Source organism: Streptomyces sp. NPDC041205, from assembly GCF_055591765.1.
Map to the genome: position 1 here is coordinate 157,470 of NZ_JBVIZH010000002.1, position 17,886 is coordinate 175,355.

Here is a 17,886-nt window from a genome sequence, read left to right on the forward strand (position 1 = left end):
CTCGGGCCGGGGCAGCTTCCTCAAGAGGAGCGGGGCAGCGGGGTTTAGCCCATCTCCTCCAGGGTCTTGCCCTTCGTCTCCTTCACGAACTTCGCGACGAAGGGGATCGAGAGCGCGGCGAACGCGCCGTAGATGATGTACGAGCCGGTCAGGCTCCACTCCGACATGCTCGGGAAGGTCTTGGTGATCGCGAAGTTGGCGAGCCACTGCGCGGAGGCCGCCACACCGAGCGCCGCGGCGCGGATCTTGTTCGGGAAGATCTCGCCGAGCAGCACCCAGACCACCACGCCCCAGGACAGCGCGAAGAAGAGCACGAAGGCGTTGGCGGCGATGATCGCGGTCAGGCCCTGACCCTGCGGCAGCGAGACGTCGTCGCCGGAGCCGGTCCGGTAGGAGAACGCCCAGGCCATGGTGAACAGGGCGATGGCCATGCCGGCCGAGCCGATGAGGGCGAGCGGCTTGCGGCCGATCCGGTCGACGAAGATCATCGCGATGACCGTGCCGACGATGTTCACGATCGACGTCTCGAAGGAGTACAGGAACGAGCTGCTCGGGTCGTGGCCGATCGACTGCCAGAGCTGGTTCGAGTAGTAGAAGATCACGTTGATGCCGACGAGCTGCTGGAAGATCGACAGGAAGATGCCGATCCAGACGATCGGCAGGAAGCCGAACTTGCCGCCGAGCAGGTCCTTGAACGTCGACTTGTCCTCGCGGTGCATGGCCAGCTCGATCTCGGCGGCGCGCGCGTCCACGTCCACCGAGGTGCCCTCGACCTCGGCGAGCACCTTCTTGGCCTCGTCCTGGCGGCCGACGGAGAGCAGGAAGCGCGGCGACTCGGGGATCACGAAGGACAGCAGGCCGTAGAGGACGGCCGGGACGACCATGACGCCGAGCATCCACTGCCAGGCCTCGAGGCCGGCCAGCTTGCCGCGCTGGTCGCCGTCCGCCATGTTCAGGATGCCCCAGTTGACGAGCTGGGAGACGGCGATGCCGACGACGATGGCGGCCTGCTGGAACGAGGCCAGGCGGCCGCGGTAGGCGGGCGGCGCGACCTCGGCGATGTAGGCCGGGCCGATCACGGAGGCCATGCCGATGCCGATGCCGCCGATGAAGCGCCACACGGTGAGGTCCCACGCGGCGAACGGCAGCGCGGAGCCGATGGCGCTGGCCGCGAAGAGCACCGAGGCGATCTGCATACAGCGGATGCGGCCGATGCGGTCGGCGATGCGACCCGCGACGGCGGCACCGACGGCACAGCCGAGCAGGGCGGTGGCGATGATCCAGCCCAGCATGTCCGCGTTGACGTCGAACCGGTCCTGGATCGCGACGGTCGCGCCGTTGATCACGGAACTGTCGTAGCCGAAGAGGAATCCGCCCATCGCGGCTGCCGCCGTGATGAAGATGACATGGCCCAGATGGTCCGGGTGGGCGTCCCTGGCCCCTGACTGCGGCGGCTGCGCTGTGCTGGTCACGTGTACTCCTCGGGCCACCGGCTGCGTTGCCGGGGGTGGGGGTGAGAGCCCTTCAAGTGGCGCACAACTTCACGCCGCCCACCACCTGAAGGTAAAAGCAACGTTGCAGAGACTATTCCTTCAAGTTGCGAAGTCAATAGTTCGTTAACAGTGAATCTGAGTCACAGAAGACGACACCCCGTGTTCAAGTTCTGAACACGGGGTGGGCCGGTGGAGTGAACCGGGCGGCGGCTAGCGGAGTCGCTGGCTGATCACCTTGGAGACGCCGTCGCCCTGCATGGACACGCCGTACAGCGCGTCCGCGACCTCCATCGTCCGCTTCTGGTGCGTGATCACGATGAGCTGCGAGGCCTCCTGCAGCTCCTGCATGATCCGGATGAGCCGCTGCAGGTTGGTGTCGTCCAGGGCCGCCTCGACCTCGTCCATCACGTAGAACGGGCTGGGCCGCGCCTTGAAGATCGACACGAGCAGCGCCACGGCGGTCAGGGACCGCTCGCCGCCGGAGAGCAGCGAGAGCCGCTTGACCTTCTTGCCGGGCGGCCGGGCCTCGACGTCGACACCGGTGGTGAGCATGTTGTCGGGATCGGTCAGGATCAGCCGTCCCTCGCCGCCCGGGAAGAGCCTGCTGAAGACCCCCTCGAACTCCCGCGCGGTGTCCCGGTATGCCTCGGTGAAGACCTGCTCGACGCGCTCGTCGACCTCCTTCACCACCTGGAGGAGGTCGGCGCGGGTCTTCTTGAGGTCCTCCAGCTGCTCACTGAGGAACTTGTGGCGTTCCTCCAGGGCCGCGAACTCCTCAAGGGCCAGCGGGTTGACCTTTCCGAGCTGCTGGTACGCCCGTTCGGCTGACCTGAGGCGCTTCTCCTGCTCGGCACGGACGTAGCGCACCGGCTTGTTGCGCGGGTGCTCCGGGTCCTCGGGCAGCTCCTCGCCCTCGGCGGCGGGCGAGGGCGGCACGAGCTGGTCGGGCCCGTACTCGGAGACGAGCCCCGCGGGTTCCACACCCAGCTCCTCCAGCGCCTTGGTCTCCAGCTGCTCGATCCGCAGCCGCTTCTCCGCGCCGAGCACCTCGCCCCGGTGCACCGAGTCCGTCAGCTTGTCCAGCTCGTCCTTCAGCTCGCGCCCCTGATTCCGCTCGGCGACAAGGTCCCGCTCCCGCACCTCCTTGGCGCGCTCGGCGGCGGCCCGCTCCTGCTCCGCGCGGACCAGGGAGACCTCGACGTGGGCGAGCAGCTGGCGGGCACCGGAGGCGACGGCCCCGGCGACGGCGGCCTCGTGGCGCAGCCGCGCCCTGCGCTGCTCGGCACGCGCGCGTGCCTCGCGTTCGGCGCGGGCGGCGCGGTCGAGGCCGTCGGCACGCCCGGCGAGGCCCTTGACCCGCTCCTCGTGCGTGCGCACCTGGAGCCGGGCCTCCATCTCCGTCTGGCGGGCGTTGGCACCATCGGCGGCGAGCCGGTCGCGCACGGCGGTGTCGGGCTCCTCGTCGGCCGGCGCCTCCTCGGCGACGGCGAGCCGCTCGGCCAGCTCCTCGACCTCGGCCGTGGCCCGCTCCAGGGCCTCCTGGGCCTTGGTGGCCGCGGCGGCCGACCGCTCCGCCTCACCGGCGGCACCGCGCGCCTGTCCGGCGAGGGACCCGAGCCGCTGCGCGACGGCCGACTTCTCCCGGTCGGCGGCGCGCCGCCGCTCCCCCAACTCCTCGACGAGCGCGGCGCACTTGGCGCGCCGCTCCCCGGCCCCCTGCTGCGCCCCGGCCAACTCCTCGCACCGCACGTCCAGTTCGGCGAGCTCGGCCGCGGCCTCGTCGACGGACGCCTGCACCTCGAGGAGGCTCGGCGCACCCGCGGACCCGCCCTGCGCGAAGTGCGCCCCGAGCACATCCCCCTCGGCGGTGACCGCCGTCAGCTCCGGGTGCGCGTACACCAGGTCCTCGGCGTCCTCCAGCGTCCCGACCACGACGACATCACGCAGCAGCCACCGCACGGCCGGCATCAACTCCGCGGGTCCGCGCACGAGTTCGGCGGCACGCGGGGGTCCGCCGGGCGACGACTGCGGTGGTACGTCGCCGGGGGCACCGTCCGTCCGACCGGCACCGAAGGACCCGCGCGCGGCGCGTGCACCGGGGGTACCGTCCACGGCCTCCGACGAGGCGCCGACAGCCGAACCGCCGAAGACAGAGCCCGCCGCCCCGTCGGCCGTCCCGCCACCGGGCCCCTCGCCTCCCGCACGCGCGGCCGCGCCCCCTGCCGCGGCATCCCCACCCCCGTCAGGCGCCCCCGCCAGCAACAGCGCCGCCCGCCCCGCGTCCTGCTTGCGCAGCAGGCGGATCGCTTCTGCAGCCGATGCGGGCGTCGACACGGCGATGGCGTCCGCCGCCGCGCCGAAGGCCGCCGCCACCGGCACCTCGAAGCCCGGTGCCACGCTCAGGAGTTCGGCGGCGGGGCCGAGGAGCCCGGTGAGGCGGTCCTGGGCGGCGAGCAGCGCGCCCGAGCCGTCCTTGCGGCGCAGGCCGAGGGCGAGGGCGTCGTGCCGGGCGGCGACGGCGGCCCGCTTCCGCTCGGCCGCGGTGACCGCCTCGCGGGCCGCGGTCGCCTGGGCCTCGGCGTCGGCGAGGGCGCGGCGGGCCTCCTCGTGCCGCTCCCCCAGCTCGACGTCGCCCGCGTCCAGGCCGTCGACCTCGGCCTTGAGCTGTTCGTACTCCTCCTGCGCGGCGACCGCCCGCTCCCGTGCCTCGTCGCGGGCGAGCGCGAGCCGGTCGATCTCGGCCTGCGCGGACGCCGCCCGCGACCGGGCCGCGTTGACCTGGCCGCCGAGCCGCGCGAGCCCTTCGCGCCGGTCGGCGATGGCCCGCGCCACGTCCTTCAGGCGCCGCTCCTCGGCGGCCAGTTCGCGCTCCAGGCCGGCGCGGTGGGTGACGGTGTCGTCGAGGGCGTACTGCGCGGCCTCGAGGGCGGCTTCGAGCTCCGCCTCCTGTTCGCGGATGCGGGCGGCCTCGCGCTCCATGTCCTCGGGCTCGCGTCCGCGCCGCTCCTCGGCGGGCGCCGAGCGCGCGCTGGTGATCCGGGCGTCGGCGAGCGAGATCGTGCCGCGCACCCGCTCGGCCAGCTGCGACAGTTCGTACCAGGTCTGCTGGGCCCGCCGCAGCCGCGGGCTGAGCCGCCGCACCTCGTCCTCCAGGACCGCCTCGCGCTGGAGCGCGGTCTTCAGCTCGGCCTCGGCGGCGTCCTTGCGGGCCTTCAGCGCGGCCTCGTCGGCGACCTCCGCGTTCAGGGCCTGTCGCATGCCCACCAGGTCGTCGGCGAGCAGCCGCAGCCGGGCGTCGCGCAGGTCGGCCTGGATGACGGCGGCGCGCCGTGCGACGGCGGCCTGCCGCCCCAGGGGCTTGAGCTGGCGCCGCAGTTCGTCGGTGAGGTCCTGTACGCGCGCGAGGTTGGCCTGCATCGCGTCCAGCTTCCGCAGCGCCTTCTCCTTGCGCTTGCGGTGCTTGAGGACGCCGGCGGCCTCCTCGATGAAGGCGCGGCGGCCCATGGGGTCGGCGTGCAGGACGGAGTCGAGCTGGCCCTGGCCGACGATGACGTGCATCTCGCGGCCGATGCCGGAGTCGGAGAGCAGTTCCTGGATGTCGAGCAGACGGCAGGTGTCGCCGTTGATCTGGTACTCGCTGCCGCCGTTGCGGAACATGATCCGCGTGATGGTGACCTCGGCGTACTCGATCGGCAGGGCGCCGTCGGAGTTGTCGATGGTGAGGGACACCTCGGCGCGGCCGAGTGGCGGCCTGCCGGTGGTCCCGGCGAAGATGACGTCCTCCATCTTGCCGCCGCGCAGCGATTTGGCGCCCTGTTCGCCCATGACCCAGCTCAGCGCGTCCACAACGTTGGACTTGCCGGATCCGTTCGGTCCGACGACGCAGGTGATGCCCGGTTCGAATTTCAGCGTCGTCGCCGACGCGAAGGACTTGAAACCGCGCAGTGTCATGGCCTTGAGGTGCACGCCGCGTGACTCTACCTTTCTCGATGAGTTCACCGAGGAACGTGCGAGCAGTTTCACGGCGGAAGGTGCAGGGCACATCAGGTGTAAGGCCCCACGGGGGCATGGCGACGGGCAAGGCCCGGGCAGCGGGAGCAGGCAAAGAGCCGGAGCAGGCAAAGAGCCCGGGGGCGGGAGCGACAAAGAAAGAAGGGACGCCGAAGCGTCCCTTGCAGATCTCTCGGATCTATCGCGGATCTCCTGGATCTATTCGATCAGGCAGATCTCTCTTGTTCAGCGGCTTATGACGGGCGACCTGACCACGCGTGGCAGGAAAGTCCGTTGCCGTGGGCTCGAGGTGGCGTGGGTCAGGTGAGCGCAGGCTCCGCCTGGGGTACGTCGAGACTCTCGAGGAGCGCGTCGTGAGAAGCGGCAGCCGCCAGCGTGTCGTTCTCCGCCTGGATCCTGACGAGCTCGGATTCCAGGTCCTGGACGCGCTGCTGGAGCCGTCGCATCTCGGCGAGGAGTCGCGGGTCGCTGCCGCCGACGTAACCGAGAAGCGCCTTTGCCATGATGAGTGGTCCTCCACACTGAGTGACCGACCGAATCGGTGTGGGTCGTGAGGGAATCGCACCCGCGGTGCCTGGCACTCTTCTGTTCTTGCTGCCGTTCTCACATGCCAAACAGCTAAGGTGCGCGGGGCTTCCAGAGTCTCACCAAAAAGTTTGACGGTCAACACGATCACGCCCCGTATTGACGGGCAACCCGGGGGCGCGCGGCCGTGGAACTACGGCGCTGCCTCTGCGGCGGGGCCCTGGGGGCGTCGAGATCATCCTTACCCGCGGAGCCTGCCACGGCAAGCCCTTCTTGGCAATCACCAGGTCTTTCCTGCCTCAGGCAGGTGCCCCGGCCACACCCGCCGGAGCCCCGTCGGCCGGACCCGCGTCAGCGAATGGCGAACGACTCGTAGCCGCCCCGGGGCGTGTCCCAGATCTCAGTCACACCGTCGACGCGGCCGGGAGTGTCGCCCGCGCGCAGCCAGTCGAGGAGCCGTTGGCAACGCTCGCGTGAACCCTCGGCGACCACTTGCACGCGGCCGTCGTCGAGATTGAGAGCAAAGCCACTCACGGCTCCGATCTCCAGCGCCTTGGCCCGCGTGAACCAGCGGAAACCCACTCCCTGTACACGGCCGCGCACCCAGGCGGTGAGCCGGACTTCTTCGTTCATAAGGTGCACGCTAACCGGCCAATTGCTCAGTGAGCACTTCGCCCCCTTGCGCCATCGCGTACAGTCGCGACTCGACGAGCCTCACCCGTATGGGTGAGTCACGTCGACGGTCAGAACGACGCCCGGGGCAAGCGCCGGGAGTCAGGACGAAAGGCCAGGAGATGGGACGCCACCGACGCTCCGCCGCCGGCCGCGCCGCCACCGGCCGCGCCGATCATTCCCCCTATTCCGATCACCCCGAACTTCCCGATCATTCCGATCGATCCGCCGGCCTCACGGGTTCCGCGGACGCTTCGGGTGCCGCCGGTTCCGGCTCTTATGAGAACCCTTCCGGCGCGTACGGCTTTTACCGGGGGCGCGCGGAATACGGGGGATACGCGGGATCCGGGGGATTCGACGCGTCCTCCTCCGACGCCTATCTCTTCGGCGCCTCGACCGCCGCCGAGACAGCCGCGAGCGCCCTTCCCGGCGGGGAGGGTCGCGGGCGCGGGACGTCGCACCGGCGCAGGCGTCGCGCCTCCACGCCCGTGCGCACCGGACTGCTCGGCGTCTCCGCCGCCGTCGCGATGGGCGCCGTCGCGGTGGCGTCCGGTCTGGTGCCCGGCGGCGACACCTACTCGCTGGGCGGTGGCGACACCCCCGGCGCGGTCCGGACCACCGGTTCCCCCTCCGGACTCGACCCCCAGGGCGGTGCCGACGGCGCCGCCGAGGGCGGCCGGACCACCCCGGGCCCCGGCTCCGACACCTCGGCCCCGACCCCGTCGGAGTCGAGCGCCGAGCCGTCGAAGAAGCCGTCAGGGAAGCCATCGGCCACCCCGTCCAAGCCGCGGGACGACACCGGCGACAAGGGCGACGGGAGAGACAAGGCCGAGAAGGACAAGGGGACCGACAAGGACCGCAAGGACCCCGGCAAGGGTTCCGGCGCGGGCACCCAGGACCCGACCCCGTCCCCGAGCCGTACGACGCCGGAGAAGCCGAAGGGCCCGCCCGCGCCCGCGAAGCCGTCGGCCGACGAGACCGCGGCCGAGGCCGAGGTGCTCGCCCTGGTCAACCAGGAGCGGGCCAACGTGGGCTGCCGCCCGGTGACCGCCGACTCCGGCCTCGCCACGCTGGCCGGGAACTTCAGCGCCGACATGGCCGAACGGGGCTTCTTCGCGCACACCGACCCGGACGGCGCGACCCCGTGGGACCGCGCCGAGAAGGCCGGCATCCAGGACCTGGGCGGCGAGAACATCGCCCGCGGCCAGGCCAACGCCCAGTCCGTCATGGACGCCTGGATGAACAGCCCCGGCCACCGGGCCAACATCCTCAACTGCGACTACAAGACCCTGGGCGTCGGCGCGCACTTCGGTCCGGGCGGGCCGTGGTGGACGCAGGACTTCGGCTTCTGAGCAGACGGCTCGGGCCCCGAGCGCACGGCTCGGCCCCTGAGAGCGCACGGCTCGGCCTCTGAGCACACAGCTCGGTCCATGAGCCCGCGGTCCTGCTGCCGGGCCACAGCTCCGCCGGGGCCCTGGCCCCCTCGACGCCCCGCCGACCTCGGCGCTCCCGGCGTCAGGCCGCCACGGCCGCGCGGCCCGCGGCGACGACGCGCGCGGTCTCGGTGACCCGGCGGCCGAGGTGCTCGGCCGTGGCGATGTCCGCCTTGTGGACGGCCTCCGGGCCCTCGTCGGAGTTGGTCTGGGCGGCGGCGCCGGCGAAGAAGCCGAGGCGGTTGAGGTCGTTCTCGGAGCCCTCGGTGGAGTTCCAGCCGGGGAGCAGGCCGAGGTTCACCCAGTGCATGCCCTGCTGGGCGGCGAGCGTCTGGAAGTACTGCAGGGTGTGCAGCTTGTCGCCGCTCTTGGACGCGGAGTTGGTGAAGCCCGCGGCGAGCTTGTCCTGCCAGGCGCGGGTGAACCAGCGCTTCGACGAGGCCTCCGCGAAGACGTGGAAGGCGCCCGACGCGGTGCCCATGTAGGTGGGCGAGCCGAAGACGATGGCGTCCGCCGCGTCCAGGAGCTCCCACTGGGCCTCGGTGATCTCGTCGACCTTGATCAGCTGCGTGGTGGCACCGGCGTCCTCGGCACCGGCGCGGACGGCCTCCGCGACGACGGCGGTGTGGCCGAATCCGGAGTGGTAGGCGATGGCGACAACGGGGCTGGACATGACGGAGTACTCCTCGATGGGGACGGGGTGGGGAGACGGCGGCACCGGGCACAAGGCCGACCGGCCGACAAACGAAAGGAAAGCACTAACTTCTAGTTAGCGCAACCCATCAGTGAGCGCTGCGGGAGAGTACGCTGTGGGTATGGACTCCCTCGCACGCCCCGAGAGCGCCGCCGACGCCGACGCGGGCCTTGCCTACAACGTGTTCGCCCGCGCCTGCCCGTCGCGGACCACGCTGGAGCACGTCACGGGTCGCTGGGGCGCGCTCACGCTGGGCGCGCTGCACGACGGGACGTTCCGGTTCAACGAGCTGCGCCGCCGCGTCGACGGCGTGAGCGAGAAGATGCTGTCGCAGACGCTGCACGCGCTGGAGCGCGACGGCCTGGTGCACCGTGACGCGCAGCCGACGAACCCGCCGCGCGTGGACTACCGCCTCACCCCGCTGGGCGAGCAGATCGCCGAGCGCCTGCTGACCCTGATCCGCTTCGTGGAGGGCAACCAGGACGACGTGCTGGCGGCCCAGCGGCGCTACGACAGCCAGACCGGGCGCTGAGTCGTTACGAAAGCCTCGGCGGGCGCTGGCAGCGCGGGCAGAAGTAGCTGGACCTGTTCATCCAGGGCCGCCGCCGCACGGGCGTCCCGCAGCGTCGGCAGGGCTCGTCCTCGCGGCCGTACGCGTCCAGGGAGCGGTCGAAGTAGCCCGACTCGCCGTTCACGTTGACGTAGAGGCTGTCGAAGCTGGTGCCGCCGACGGCGAGGGCCTCGTTCATCACGTCCCGTACGTGGCCGAGGAGTTCGGCGGTGCGGGGCCGGGTGAAGGTGGCCGTCGGGCGTTCGTAGTGCAGCCGGGTGCGCCAGAGCGCCTCGTCGGCGTAGATGTTGCCGACGCCGCTGATCAGGGACTGGTTGAGCAGCGCGCGCTTGATGGTGCTGCGGCTGCGGCGCAGGCCCTGGTGGAAGGCCTCGTCGTCGAAGAGCGGGTCGAGCGGGTCACGGGCGATGTGCGCGATGACGTCGGGCAGGCCGTCCGGGGTGTTCTCGTGCAGGGAGAGCCCGCCGAAGGTCCGCTGGTCGACGAAGCGCAGCTCGGTGCCGGCCGCCTCCGGTGCGGCGCCGCCGATCTCGTCCGTGAAGCGCATCCGGATCCGCAAGTGCTTCTCGTCCGGGGCCTGTTCGGTCTTGACCAGGAGCTGGCCGCTCATGCCCAGGTGCGCGAGGACGGAGCTGCCGCTGTCCGCGAGCGGCAGCCACAGGTACTTGCCGCGCCGCATGGGGGCGCCGAAGCGGTGGCCCTTGAGGCCGAGTGCGAAGTCCTCGGCGCCCGCGAGGTGCCGCCGGACGGCGCGCGGGTGCAGGACCTCCACGTCGGCGACGGTCCGCCCGGCGACCCAGCGCTCAAGACCGCGCCGTACGACCTCGACCTCGGGCAGTTCGGGCACGGGGGTCCTCCGGACGGGTGCGGGGTGGGGGTACCTCAAGGGCCGGACGGGCTGGGTTCAGCCCGTCCGGCCCCTGAGGACAGTTGCCGTACGGCTCAAGCGGATTCAGCTTCGCCGAACGGCGAATCCGGCGGCGTGGCATCGGCTTCCGCCGCCTTGGCCCGCTCGTCCGCCGCCGCGCGAATGGCGCGCCAGGCGGACTCCGCGGCCTGCTGCTCCGCTTCCTTTTTGCTGCGGCCGGTGCCGGTGCCGTACGAGACGCCTCCGACGCGGGCGGCAGCAGTAAAGGTCTTCTCGTGGTCCGGGCCGCTCTCCGAGACGAGGTACTCGGGCACGCCGAGGTTCTCCGTCGCGGTGAGCTCCTGGAGGCTGGTCTTCCAGTCCAGGCCCGCGCCGAGGTTCGAGGACTTCTCGATCAGCGGGTCGAAGAGCCGGTGCACCAGCTCGCTCGCCGCTTCCAGACCCCGGTCCAGATAGACCGCGCCGATCACCGCTTCCAGGGTGTCGGCGAGGATGGACGCCTTGTCCCGGCCCCCCGTGCCCTCTTCGCCCCGGCCGAGCCGGATGAAGGAGCCGAGTTCGAGCCCGCGGCCCACCTCCGCCAGCGCACGCGAGTTGACCACCGCGGCCCGCAGTTTGGCCAACTGGCCTTCGGGCAGGTCGGGGTGGGTGCGATACAGCGTGTCCGTGACCACCAGGCCGAGCACGGAGTCCCCGAGGAACTCCAGGCGCTCGTTGGTGGGCAGACCGCCGTTCTCGTACGCGTACGAACGGTGGGTGAGCGCACGCACCAGAAGGGCGGACTCGAGCTGATACCCGAGCCGCCCTTCCAGAAGCGTGTGGGACGAGGCTGCGTTGTTGCTGTCTGCCTGCATCTTGGCGTCATCCGCCTTCTTTGGGCTAGACACAGCGCCTCTCACCAGCCGCTCAGACCTCGAGGACCTGGCGCTTGTTGTAGGTGCCACAAGCGGGGCACGCGATGTGCTGCAGCTTGGGCTCCTGGCAACGCTCACACGAAACCAGGGTGGGGACCGCAGCCTTCCACTGCGACCGGCGGTGGCGCGTGTTGCTGCGCGACATCTTCCGCTTCGGAACAGCCACGGCTACTTCTCCTGCTTCTCGTCGACGTGCGCCGTTCGAGGCGCGTCGCCGCTCATCTCGTCCTTCTCGCCGTCCTGGATGGTGCCAGCGAGTCCTTGCAAAGCCGCCCAACGGATGTCGACGGCGTCATGGTGGTGGTCCGGGTCGTCCGCGAGCCGCACTCCGCATTCGGAGCACAGTCCCTCACAGTCGTCCTGGCACACCGGCTGCATCGGCAGTGCGAGCACCACCGCGTCCCGCAGCACGGGCTCGAGGTCGAACATGCCGTCCTCGAGAAGAAGCCTGTCCTCGTCGTCCTCGGCGTCGTCGGCCGGTTCCGCGGTGCGGCCCCGGTCGTCGGCGTCAGGGTACGAGAACATCTCCTGGAAGTCCGCTTCGAGCGCGAGCTCGACCGGCTCCAGACACCTTACGCACTCCCCCTTGGCCGATGCACGGGCGGTGCCTGTGACAAGCACCCCTTCCATGACCGACTCCAGGCGGATGTCCAGCTCGACCGGGGCGCCGTCCGGCACTCCGATGACCCCTTCGACGCCGAACGGAGCCGGCGAACCGGGGGCGTCGATGGTGCGGGTCACCCTCTGCATGGCACCCGGACGCCGACCCAGCTCGTGTGTGTCGAACACAAGCGGGTTTCGGTGGTCGAGGCGCGTGCTCAGGGCTTTTCCTGCTTTCGAATCCTGGGAGTGTGGCAAGGAGGCCACCGCGCCGAGGCCGCGAGAACGCGGTGTGAGCGGGCAGCTCGGACCGCGGACATACACGCGACCGAAGAGCAAGGATACTGGACCTTTCGCTCTCGGCCCAATCGGCCGGTGCCCGGCCCCGGTGCCCGCGCCCGGTCCCGCCTAGCGCCCCTGCTCGTACTGGCGCAGCTGCTCCGCGCTGATCATGGTGGTGTCGAAGAGGCTGGTCTCGTCGAGCACGGCGGGCGCGGGGCTCTGCTGGCCGTAGCCCTGCGGCTGCGGGGCCTGCTGCTGGTTCGGGTCGTAGCCCTGCCGCTGGTACGCGTAGGGGTCCTGCTGGTACGCGTACGGATCCTGCTGGCCGTACCCCTGCTGGTACGCGTACGGATCCTGTCCCCCGTACGGCGCCTGGCCTCCGTACTGGTCCCCGCCCTGGGCGTAGGGGTCCTGGGCGGCCTGCGCGTACTGGTCCTGGGCGGGCTGTCCGTACGGGTCCTGCTGGTACGCGTACGGGTCCGGCTCGTGCTGGGGCGGCGCGGGGGCGTACGGCTGCTGTGCCGGGATCGGCGGGGTGACGGGCGGGGCCTGCGGGGCGGACTGGCGCGCGGGGCGGTCGGGGGTCTCGGCCAGGTCCGCCAGATAGTCCGCGTCGGAGCTGTGCTTCTTGGCCGTGGCCTCGCCCAGCTCGCTCAGCTCGTCGGCGGGGGCGCGGCCGTGCAGGGTCTGGCGGCCGCGGCCGACGGCCTCCAGGGTCTTGGCGAGGACCGCCTCGAAGGCGCCGAGCTTCACGTCCACGTACACGTCGGCGTTGCGGCGCAGGGTCTCCGGGTCGTGGCTGCGCTCGGGGGCGTCCTCGTCCTCGTAGCCCTGCTCGTCGACGCCGGGGCCGGTGCCGAGGAGCTTCTCGCGGCCGCGGCCGACGGAGCCGAGGGTCTTGGTGAGGACGACCTCGAAGTTGGCGAGCTTGCTGTCCACGTAGTCGTCCGCTTCCTGGCGGACCTCGGTGGCCTCCTGCCGGGCCTCGTCGAGGATGCGGTCGGCCTCCGCCCGGGAGCGGCGCGCGACCTCCGTGTCGGAGATCAGCGAACCTCGCTCGGCGTGCGCGCCCTCGATGATCCGCTCGGCCTCCTGGCGGGCCTGCTCGACCAGTTGCTCCCGGCCGCCGATCAGCTCCTGGGCCTGGGCGAGGGAGCCGGGCAGGGCCTGGCGCACCTCTTCGAGCAGCGCCAGGAGCTCGGCGCGGTTGACCACGCACGAGGCGGACATCGGCATGGACTTGGCGCTGCCGACCGTCTCGACGATCTGGTCGATCTTCTTCTGCACGTCCACCGCGGGCTCGCCACTCTCTACAGCTGGTTGGGAGACGGACGGGACGACTGTAGCCCCTGATCAGCCCTTGGCGAGGCGCTTGTTGAGGCCTTCGAGCACGACCGGGGGAACGAGGTGCGCGATGTCGCCACCCCAGGACGCGACCTCCTTGACCAGCGAGGAGGACAGGAAGCTGTAGGCGGGGTTGGTGGGCACGAACAGGGTCTCGACGCCGGTGAGGCCGTTGTTCATCTGGGCCATCTGGAGTTCGTAGTCGAAGTCGCTGACCGCGCGCAGGCCCTTGACGATGGCCGGAATGTCGCGTTCCTTGCAGAAGTCGACCAACAGGCCCTGGAACGACTCGACTTCCACGTTGCCGAACTCGGCGGTGACCTGGCGGATCAGCTCGATCCGCTCGTCGATCTCGAACAGGCCCTTCTTGGACTTGTTGATCATCACCGCGACGTGCACGACGTCATACAGCTTGGAGGCGCGGGCGATGATGTCGAGGTGTCCATTGGTGATGGGGTCGAACGACCCCGGACAGACGGCGCGGCGCAACGGAAGTCCCTCGCTCTCCGGTCGGGTCATGGCGCGATCTCTGGCTCTTGGTACGAAGAGGCGGCGCGACCGTACCAAAACGTTCCCTCGCCGTAGCGACGGGACCTCAGTGCCTCGAAGCCGTCCGGCCAGCCGAATTCTCCGCCCCTCGTACTGCGTTCAACGGTGACGAGCGCGTCGTCCGTGAGCCAGCCTCCCGAGCGGAGTGTGAGCAGGATCTCCCGAAGATCGTCGTCTCCGACGGCGTAAGGGGGGTCGAGAAACACCAGGTCATAGGGGGTGGCAGGGGTTGACTCACGGATGACCTGGGCGGCCTTGCCCGCCCTGGCCTCGGCTCCCGGCAGGCCCAGCGCCTTGATGTTCTCGCGGATGGTGCGCGCGGCGCGGGCGTCGGCCTCGACGAGCAGCGCGTGCGCGGCACCGCGGGACAGGGCCTCCAGGCCGACGGCGCCGGAGCCCGCGTACAGGTCGAGGACGCGGGCGCCGTCGAGGGTGCCCTGGAAGGCCTGCCAGGTGGAGAACAGGCCCTCGCGGGCGCGGTCCGATGTGGGCCGGGTGCCGTTCCCCGGCGGGACGGCGAGGCGGCGTCCGCCGGCCACGCCGGCGATCACGCGGGTCATTGGGTCTCTGCGTCCTTCGGCTGGGAGTGGGGGCTTGTCCTTGGGGTGGGGCCTGCCCTCACGATATGCCGTGCGGGCGCGTCAGCCCTTGTCAGGCCTTGTCAGCCCTTGTCCAAGTACTGCTCGCGTTCCGCGTCCAGGAGCGCGTCCAGGGCGGTGCGCAGCTCGGGCAGGTGCTCCAGGTCGGGGTCGCGGGAGACCACGGCGGTCGCCTCCTCGCGGGCCGCGGCGATGATCTCCTCGTCGTCGATGACGGCGAGCATGCGCAGCGAGGAGCGGACGCCGGACTGGGCCTGGCCGAGCACATCGCCCTCGCGGCGCTGCTCCAGGTCGACGCGGGAGAGCTCGAAGCCGTCGAGGGTGGCCGCCACGGCGTTGAGGCGGGCGCGGGCGGGGCTCGCCTCCGGCATGTCGGTGACCAGGAGGCACAGGCCGGGCGCGGAGCCTCGGCCGACGCGGCCGCGGAGCTGGTGCAGCTGCGAGACGCCGAAGCGGTCGGCGTCCATGATCACCATGGCGGTGGCGTTCGGGACGTTCACCCCGACCTCGATCACCGTCGTGGCGACCAGGACGTGGGTCTCGCCCGCGGCGAAGCGGCGCATCACGGCGTCCTTGTCGTCGGGCTGCATGCGACCGTGCAGGACCTCGACCCCGAGGCCGCGCAGGGGGCCGTGGGCCAGTTCCTCGGCGACGTCGAGAACGGCGAGCGGGGGGCGCTTCTCGGCGTCGTCCGCCGGGGACTCCTTGGACTCCTTCTTGGCCGTCTTGCCCTGCTTGTTGCCCTGCTTGCCCTTCTTGGGCTCGTCCGGGCCCTCATCGTCCAGGTCGCCGATGCGGGGACAGACCACGTACGCCTGGTGGCCGTTCTCCACTTCCTCGCGCACGCGCTCCCACGCGCGGGCGAGGAAGTGTGGCTTGTCCTGGGACGGGACGACGTGGGTGGAGATCGGTGAGCGGCCCGCGGGCAGCTGGTCCAGGACGGAGGTCTCCAGGTCGCCGAAGACCGTCATCGCGACCGTGCGCGGAATGGGGGTCGCCGTCATGACCAGGAGGTGGGGCGGCTGCTTGCCCTTGCCGCGCAGGGCGTCGCGCTGCTCGACACCGAAGCGGTGCTGCTCGTCGACCACGACCAGGCCGAGGTCGTGGAACTGCACCTTGTCCTCGATCAGGGCGTGCGTCCCGATGACGACGCCCGCCTCGCCCGTGGCCAGGTCGAGCAGGGCCTGACGGCGGGCGGCCATGCCCATGGAGCCGGTCAGCAGCGTGACCTTCGTGGCGTGCTCCGATCCCCCGAGCATGCCGCCTTCCGCCAGCTCGCCCATCATCTCGGTGATCGAGCGGTGGTGCTGCTGGGCCAGGACCTCGGTGGGCGCGAGCATCGCGGCCTGACCGCCCGAGTCGACGACGGCGAGCATGGCGCGCAGGGCCACCATGGTGTTGTGCGTGACGGTGAAGTGATCCGTGATGTAGGCGTGACTCGAGTGGGCGACGCTGATGCATTGGACCGGCTTTCGCCCCACATATTCAACCGACCGGATCCCACGCCGGAACGTCTTGTACTTCGGACGGGGCCGCATGCGGGCCGCCTTCCGCGTGAGCCGGAAGGGGCCGTATTCGTCGGGCATGGCGATCGACACGTTGAAGGCGGTCTTCTTCGTCAGCACTCGAGCTCGGCCACCCAGCGATCGGACCAGCCAGGCCACATCATCGGCCAGCCGTCGGGACACCGAACAGAACGAAACACTCAGACCTTGAGCGTCCACGGTCCCGTCCGTGTCCATGAGCCCTTGCAGTACCGCGAGGCGGTTCTTGATCGACGTGTCCTTGAAAGCAGGCGGAAGGAACTTGTCGTGCGACGACATCCCCCAGAGCCCCAGCCCGCGCAGCGCGCTGATCACCGGATTTCTCCGTGCACCGCCCTTCGGAACCGCCATCTGGATCGTGTAGTCGCAACGGGAGCCGGACACCGGAACGAGTTCACAGTCCGGGGCCACAGCGGAGCGCGCAGCCGCCAGGATCTCTTCGTCGATCGTCGACAGGCGAAGGTTGTGACGGAATGAGCCATCCCCCAGCAGAAGCCCGAAGAAGTAGGGGTCGAGGGGCAGCGAAGTGCCGTCGCTCAAATCAACCGGTGTGGCTGACGGGATGTACCACTTCGGCGAGCCGTTGGCCTTGTGGATGTCCCCTCTGATCTCACGGGTGGTCAGCACCTTCGGTGCCTGCCCTCGATCCCAGGCACTGCTGGTTCCGACGATCCACAGATGCTCGTCGTCGCATTCCACGACGGAGTCGTCCGAAAGGGTAATGCGCCATACGTCCCGCTCGCCCTGCGGGAAGACACCGTCCACAAGAGCGATTTCGCCCGTGGGAACCACTACCTGGTCCCTCAGGCGAATGTCGCCCATACGCTTGTAGCCCTCAGGGGTCAGCACCGAAGAGTCGAGGGGCTGCGCCTTGCCCGATCCGACTTCCCCCTGGAGGAGGCGGTGCATCGGGTGCTCGGTGGCGAGGTCGTCGAAGATCTCCTTGGAGACCGTGCGCTGGCCGTCGGTGAGGGTGAAGGGCAGCTTCGCGTCGAAGGCGTCGAGGAGGCCGTCCTGGCTCGGTCTGCGGGCCACCGCGGGGAGCTGGGCGTCCGCGAACCGGCGCCGGGCCAGGGCGACCTGGAGCACGAACGCCTCGTCCCACTTCAGCCGGTCCCTGGCGGTGGCGATGTCCGCCTTCGCGTGCGGCCGGTGGATCTTCAGGAGGGCTTCGGGGAGCGGGATCAGGCCCCGGCCCTCACGCAGGGCGGGCGGCAGCGGGTCCAGGGCCTCCTGGGCGCTGGGCAGGACCGCGTCGACGGACTTGGCGATCTTCCAGGACTCCAGCTTGGCGGTGGCCGGGTAGATCGGAATGAGCGCCCCGGCCCAGGAGTCCACCGCGTCCGCGGCCGAGTCGCCGTCGCCCCGCAGCAGTTCGTACGCCGGGTGGGCCAGCTGCATCTTGCGGTTGAACACGGACACCTTGCCCGCGAACATCGCGCGCGTGCCCGGCAGCAGGTCCTTGTGCGGCTTGTGGATGCCTCGGCCGAAGAAGACCAGCTGGAGCTGGCCGCTGCCGTCCGTGATGGTCACCTCCAGGCGCTGGCCGCTGCCGCCGTTGAACCGCAGCACGCGGGCGGTCGCCACCTGGGCGACGACCGTGACGTGCTCGTCCAGCGGGAGGTCGGAGAGGCGGGTCAGCTCGCCCCGCTCCGCGTACCTCCGTGGGTAGTGGTGCAGGAGGTCGCCGACCGTGTGCAGGCCGAGGTGCTCGGCCATCACCTTCGCGGTGGCCTGGCCGAGCGCGTTCTTCAATGGTTCCTGGAGCGCGTGCACGAGATCCATTG

General features: G+C 70.6%; 15 protein-coding genes. 2 read left to right on the forward strand and 13 right to left on the reverse strand.

Annotated elements, in window-relative coordinates:
* Nucleotides 1-44 precede the first annotated feature (44 nt).
* The 4 genes from ACZ6BG_RS07680 to ACZ6BG_RS07695 all read right to left on the reverse strand — a co-directional run bounded on the left by ACZ6BG_RS07680 (nucleotide 45) and on the right by ACZ6BG_RS07695 (nucleotide 6,662).
* Nucleotides 45-1,472 (reverse strand): sugar porter family MFS transporter, encoded by a 1,428-nt coding sequence (locus ACZ6BG_RS07680; protein WP_468998295.1) that lies wholly within the window; start codon nucleotides 1,470-1,472, stop codon nucleotides 45-47.
* A gap of 231 nt (nucleotides 1,473-1,703) precedes the next feature.
* Nucleotides 1,704-5,459, reverse strand: a complete 3,756-nt coding sequence (locus ACZ6BG_RS07685; protein ID WP_468998297.1) for an AAA family ATPase — start codon at nucleotides 5,457-5,459, stop codon at nucleotides 1,704-1,706.
* A 344-nt stretch (nucleotides 5,460-5,803) separates the two neighbouring features.
* Complete coding sequence (locus ACZ6BG_RS07690) at nucleotides 5,804-6,007, reverse strand: hypothetical protein (RefSeq protein ID WP_190119874.1); 204 nt, start codon at nucleotides 6,005-6,007, stop codon at nucleotides 5,804-5,806.
* Between the two features lie 373 nt (nucleotides 6,008-6,380).
* Nucleotides 6,381-6,662: an acylphosphatase gene (locus tag ACZ6BG_RS07695; RefSeq protein WP_030361961.1), complete on the reverse strand. Its 282-nt coding sequence runs from the start codon at nucleotides 6,660-6,662 to the stop codon at nucleotides 6,381-6,383.
* A 527-nt stretch (nucleotides 6,663-7,189) separates the two neighbouring features.
* Between ACZ6BG_RS07695 and ACZ6BG_RS07700 the strand changes: the two genes are divergently transcribed.
* A complete protein-coding gene (locus tag ACZ6BG_RS07700) occupies nucleotides 7,190-8,053 on the forward strand; it encodes a CAP domain-containing protein (protein ID WP_468998305.1) in 864 nt (287 codons plus the stop codon).
* A 163-nt stretch (nucleotides 8,054-8,216) separates the two neighbouring features.
* Here ACZ6BG_RS07700 and ACZ6BG_RS07705 read toward each other — a convergent pair whose 3' ends face one another.
* On the reverse strand, nucleotides 8,217-8,807 hold the full coding sequence (locus ACZ6BG_RS07705; RefSeq protein ID WP_468998309.1) for a flavodoxin family protein: 591 nt from the start codon (nucleotides 8,805-8,807) through the stop codon (nucleotides 8,217-8,219).
* Nucleotides 8,808-8,949: 142 nt separating this feature from the next.
* Between ACZ6BG_RS07705 and ACZ6BG_RS07710 the strand changes: the two genes are divergently transcribed.
* Nucleotides 8,950-9,360, forward strand: a complete 411-nt coding sequence (locus ACZ6BG_RS07710; protein WP_468998311.1) for a winged helix-turn-helix transcriptional regulator — start codon at nucleotides 8,950-8,952, stop codon at nucleotides 9,358-9,360.
* A 4-nt stretch (nucleotides 9,361-9,364) separates the two neighbouring features.
* Here the strand turns inward: ACZ6BG_RS07710 and mutM are convergent, their stop codons facing one another.
* The 8 genes from mutM to ACZ6BG_RS07750 all read right to left on the reverse strand — a co-directional run bounded on the left by mutM (nucleotide 9,365) and on the right by ACZ6BG_RS07750 (nucleotide 17,884).
* Nucleotides 9,365-10,246 (reverse strand): bifunctional DNA-formamidopyrimidine glycosylase/DNA-(apurinic or apyrimidinic site) lyase, encoded by an 882-nt coding sequence (mutM, locus tag ACZ6BG_RS07715; protein WP_468998314.1) that lies wholly within the window; start codon nucleotides 10,244-10,246, stop codon nucleotides 9,365-9,367.
* A gap of 95 nt (nucleotides 10,247-10,341) precedes the next feature.
* The gene (gene rnc, locus ACZ6BG_RS07720; RefSeq protein WP_468451968.1) at nucleotides 10,342-11,166 is read right to left on the reverse strand and encodes a ribonuclease III; all 825 of its coding nucleotides are present in this window, start codon (nucleotides 11,164-11,166) and stop codon (nucleotides 10,342-10,344) included.
* Between the two features lie 7 nt (nucleotides 11,167-11,173).
* A complete protein-coding gene (gene rpmF, locus ACZ6BG_RS07725; RefSeq protein ID WP_030361955.1) occupies nucleotides 11,174-11,347 on the reverse strand; it encodes a 50S ribosomal protein L32 in 174 nt (57 codons plus the stop codon).
* Nucleotides 11,348-11,349: 2 nt separating this feature from the next.
* Nucleotides 11,350-12,039, reverse strand: a complete 690-nt coding sequence (locus tag ACZ6BG_RS07730) for a YceD family protein (RefSeq protein WP_468451970.1) — start codon at nucleotides 12,037-12,039, stop codon at nucleotides 11,350-11,352.
* 150 nt (nucleotides 12,040-12,189) lie between these two features.
* Nucleotides 12,190-13,356 (reverse strand): ATP synthase subunit B family protein, encoded by a 1,167-nt coding sequence (locus ACZ6BG_RS07735; protein WP_468998322.1) that lies wholly within the window; start codon nucleotides 13,354-13,356, stop codon nucleotides 12,190-12,192.
* A gap of 60 nt (nucleotides 13,357-13,416) precedes the next feature.
* Nucleotides 13,417-13,896, reverse strand: coding sequence for a pantetheine-phosphate adenylyltransferase (coaD, locus tag ACZ6BG_RS07740; protein WP_193560590.1), 480 nt, complete (start codon nucleotides 13,894-13,896; stop codon nucleotides 13,417-13,419).
* Nucleotides 13,897-13,922: 26 nt separating this feature from the next.
* Entirely contained in the window at nucleotides 13,923-14,516 is a 594-nt protein-coding gene (gene rsmD, locus ACZ6BG_RS07745) for a 16S rRNA (guanine(966)-N(2))-methyltransferase RsmD (protein WP_468451974.1), read from the reverse strand.
* Nucleotides 14,517-14,617: 101 nt separating this feature from the next.
* The gene (locus ACZ6BG_RS07750; RefSeq protein WP_468998326.1) at nucleotides 14,618-17,884 is read right to left on the reverse strand and encodes a helicase-related protein; all 3,267 of its coding nucleotides are present in this window, start codon (nucleotides 17,882-17,884) and stop codon (nucleotides 14,618-14,620) included.
* Nucleotides 17,885-17,886: the final 2 nt, after the last annotated feature.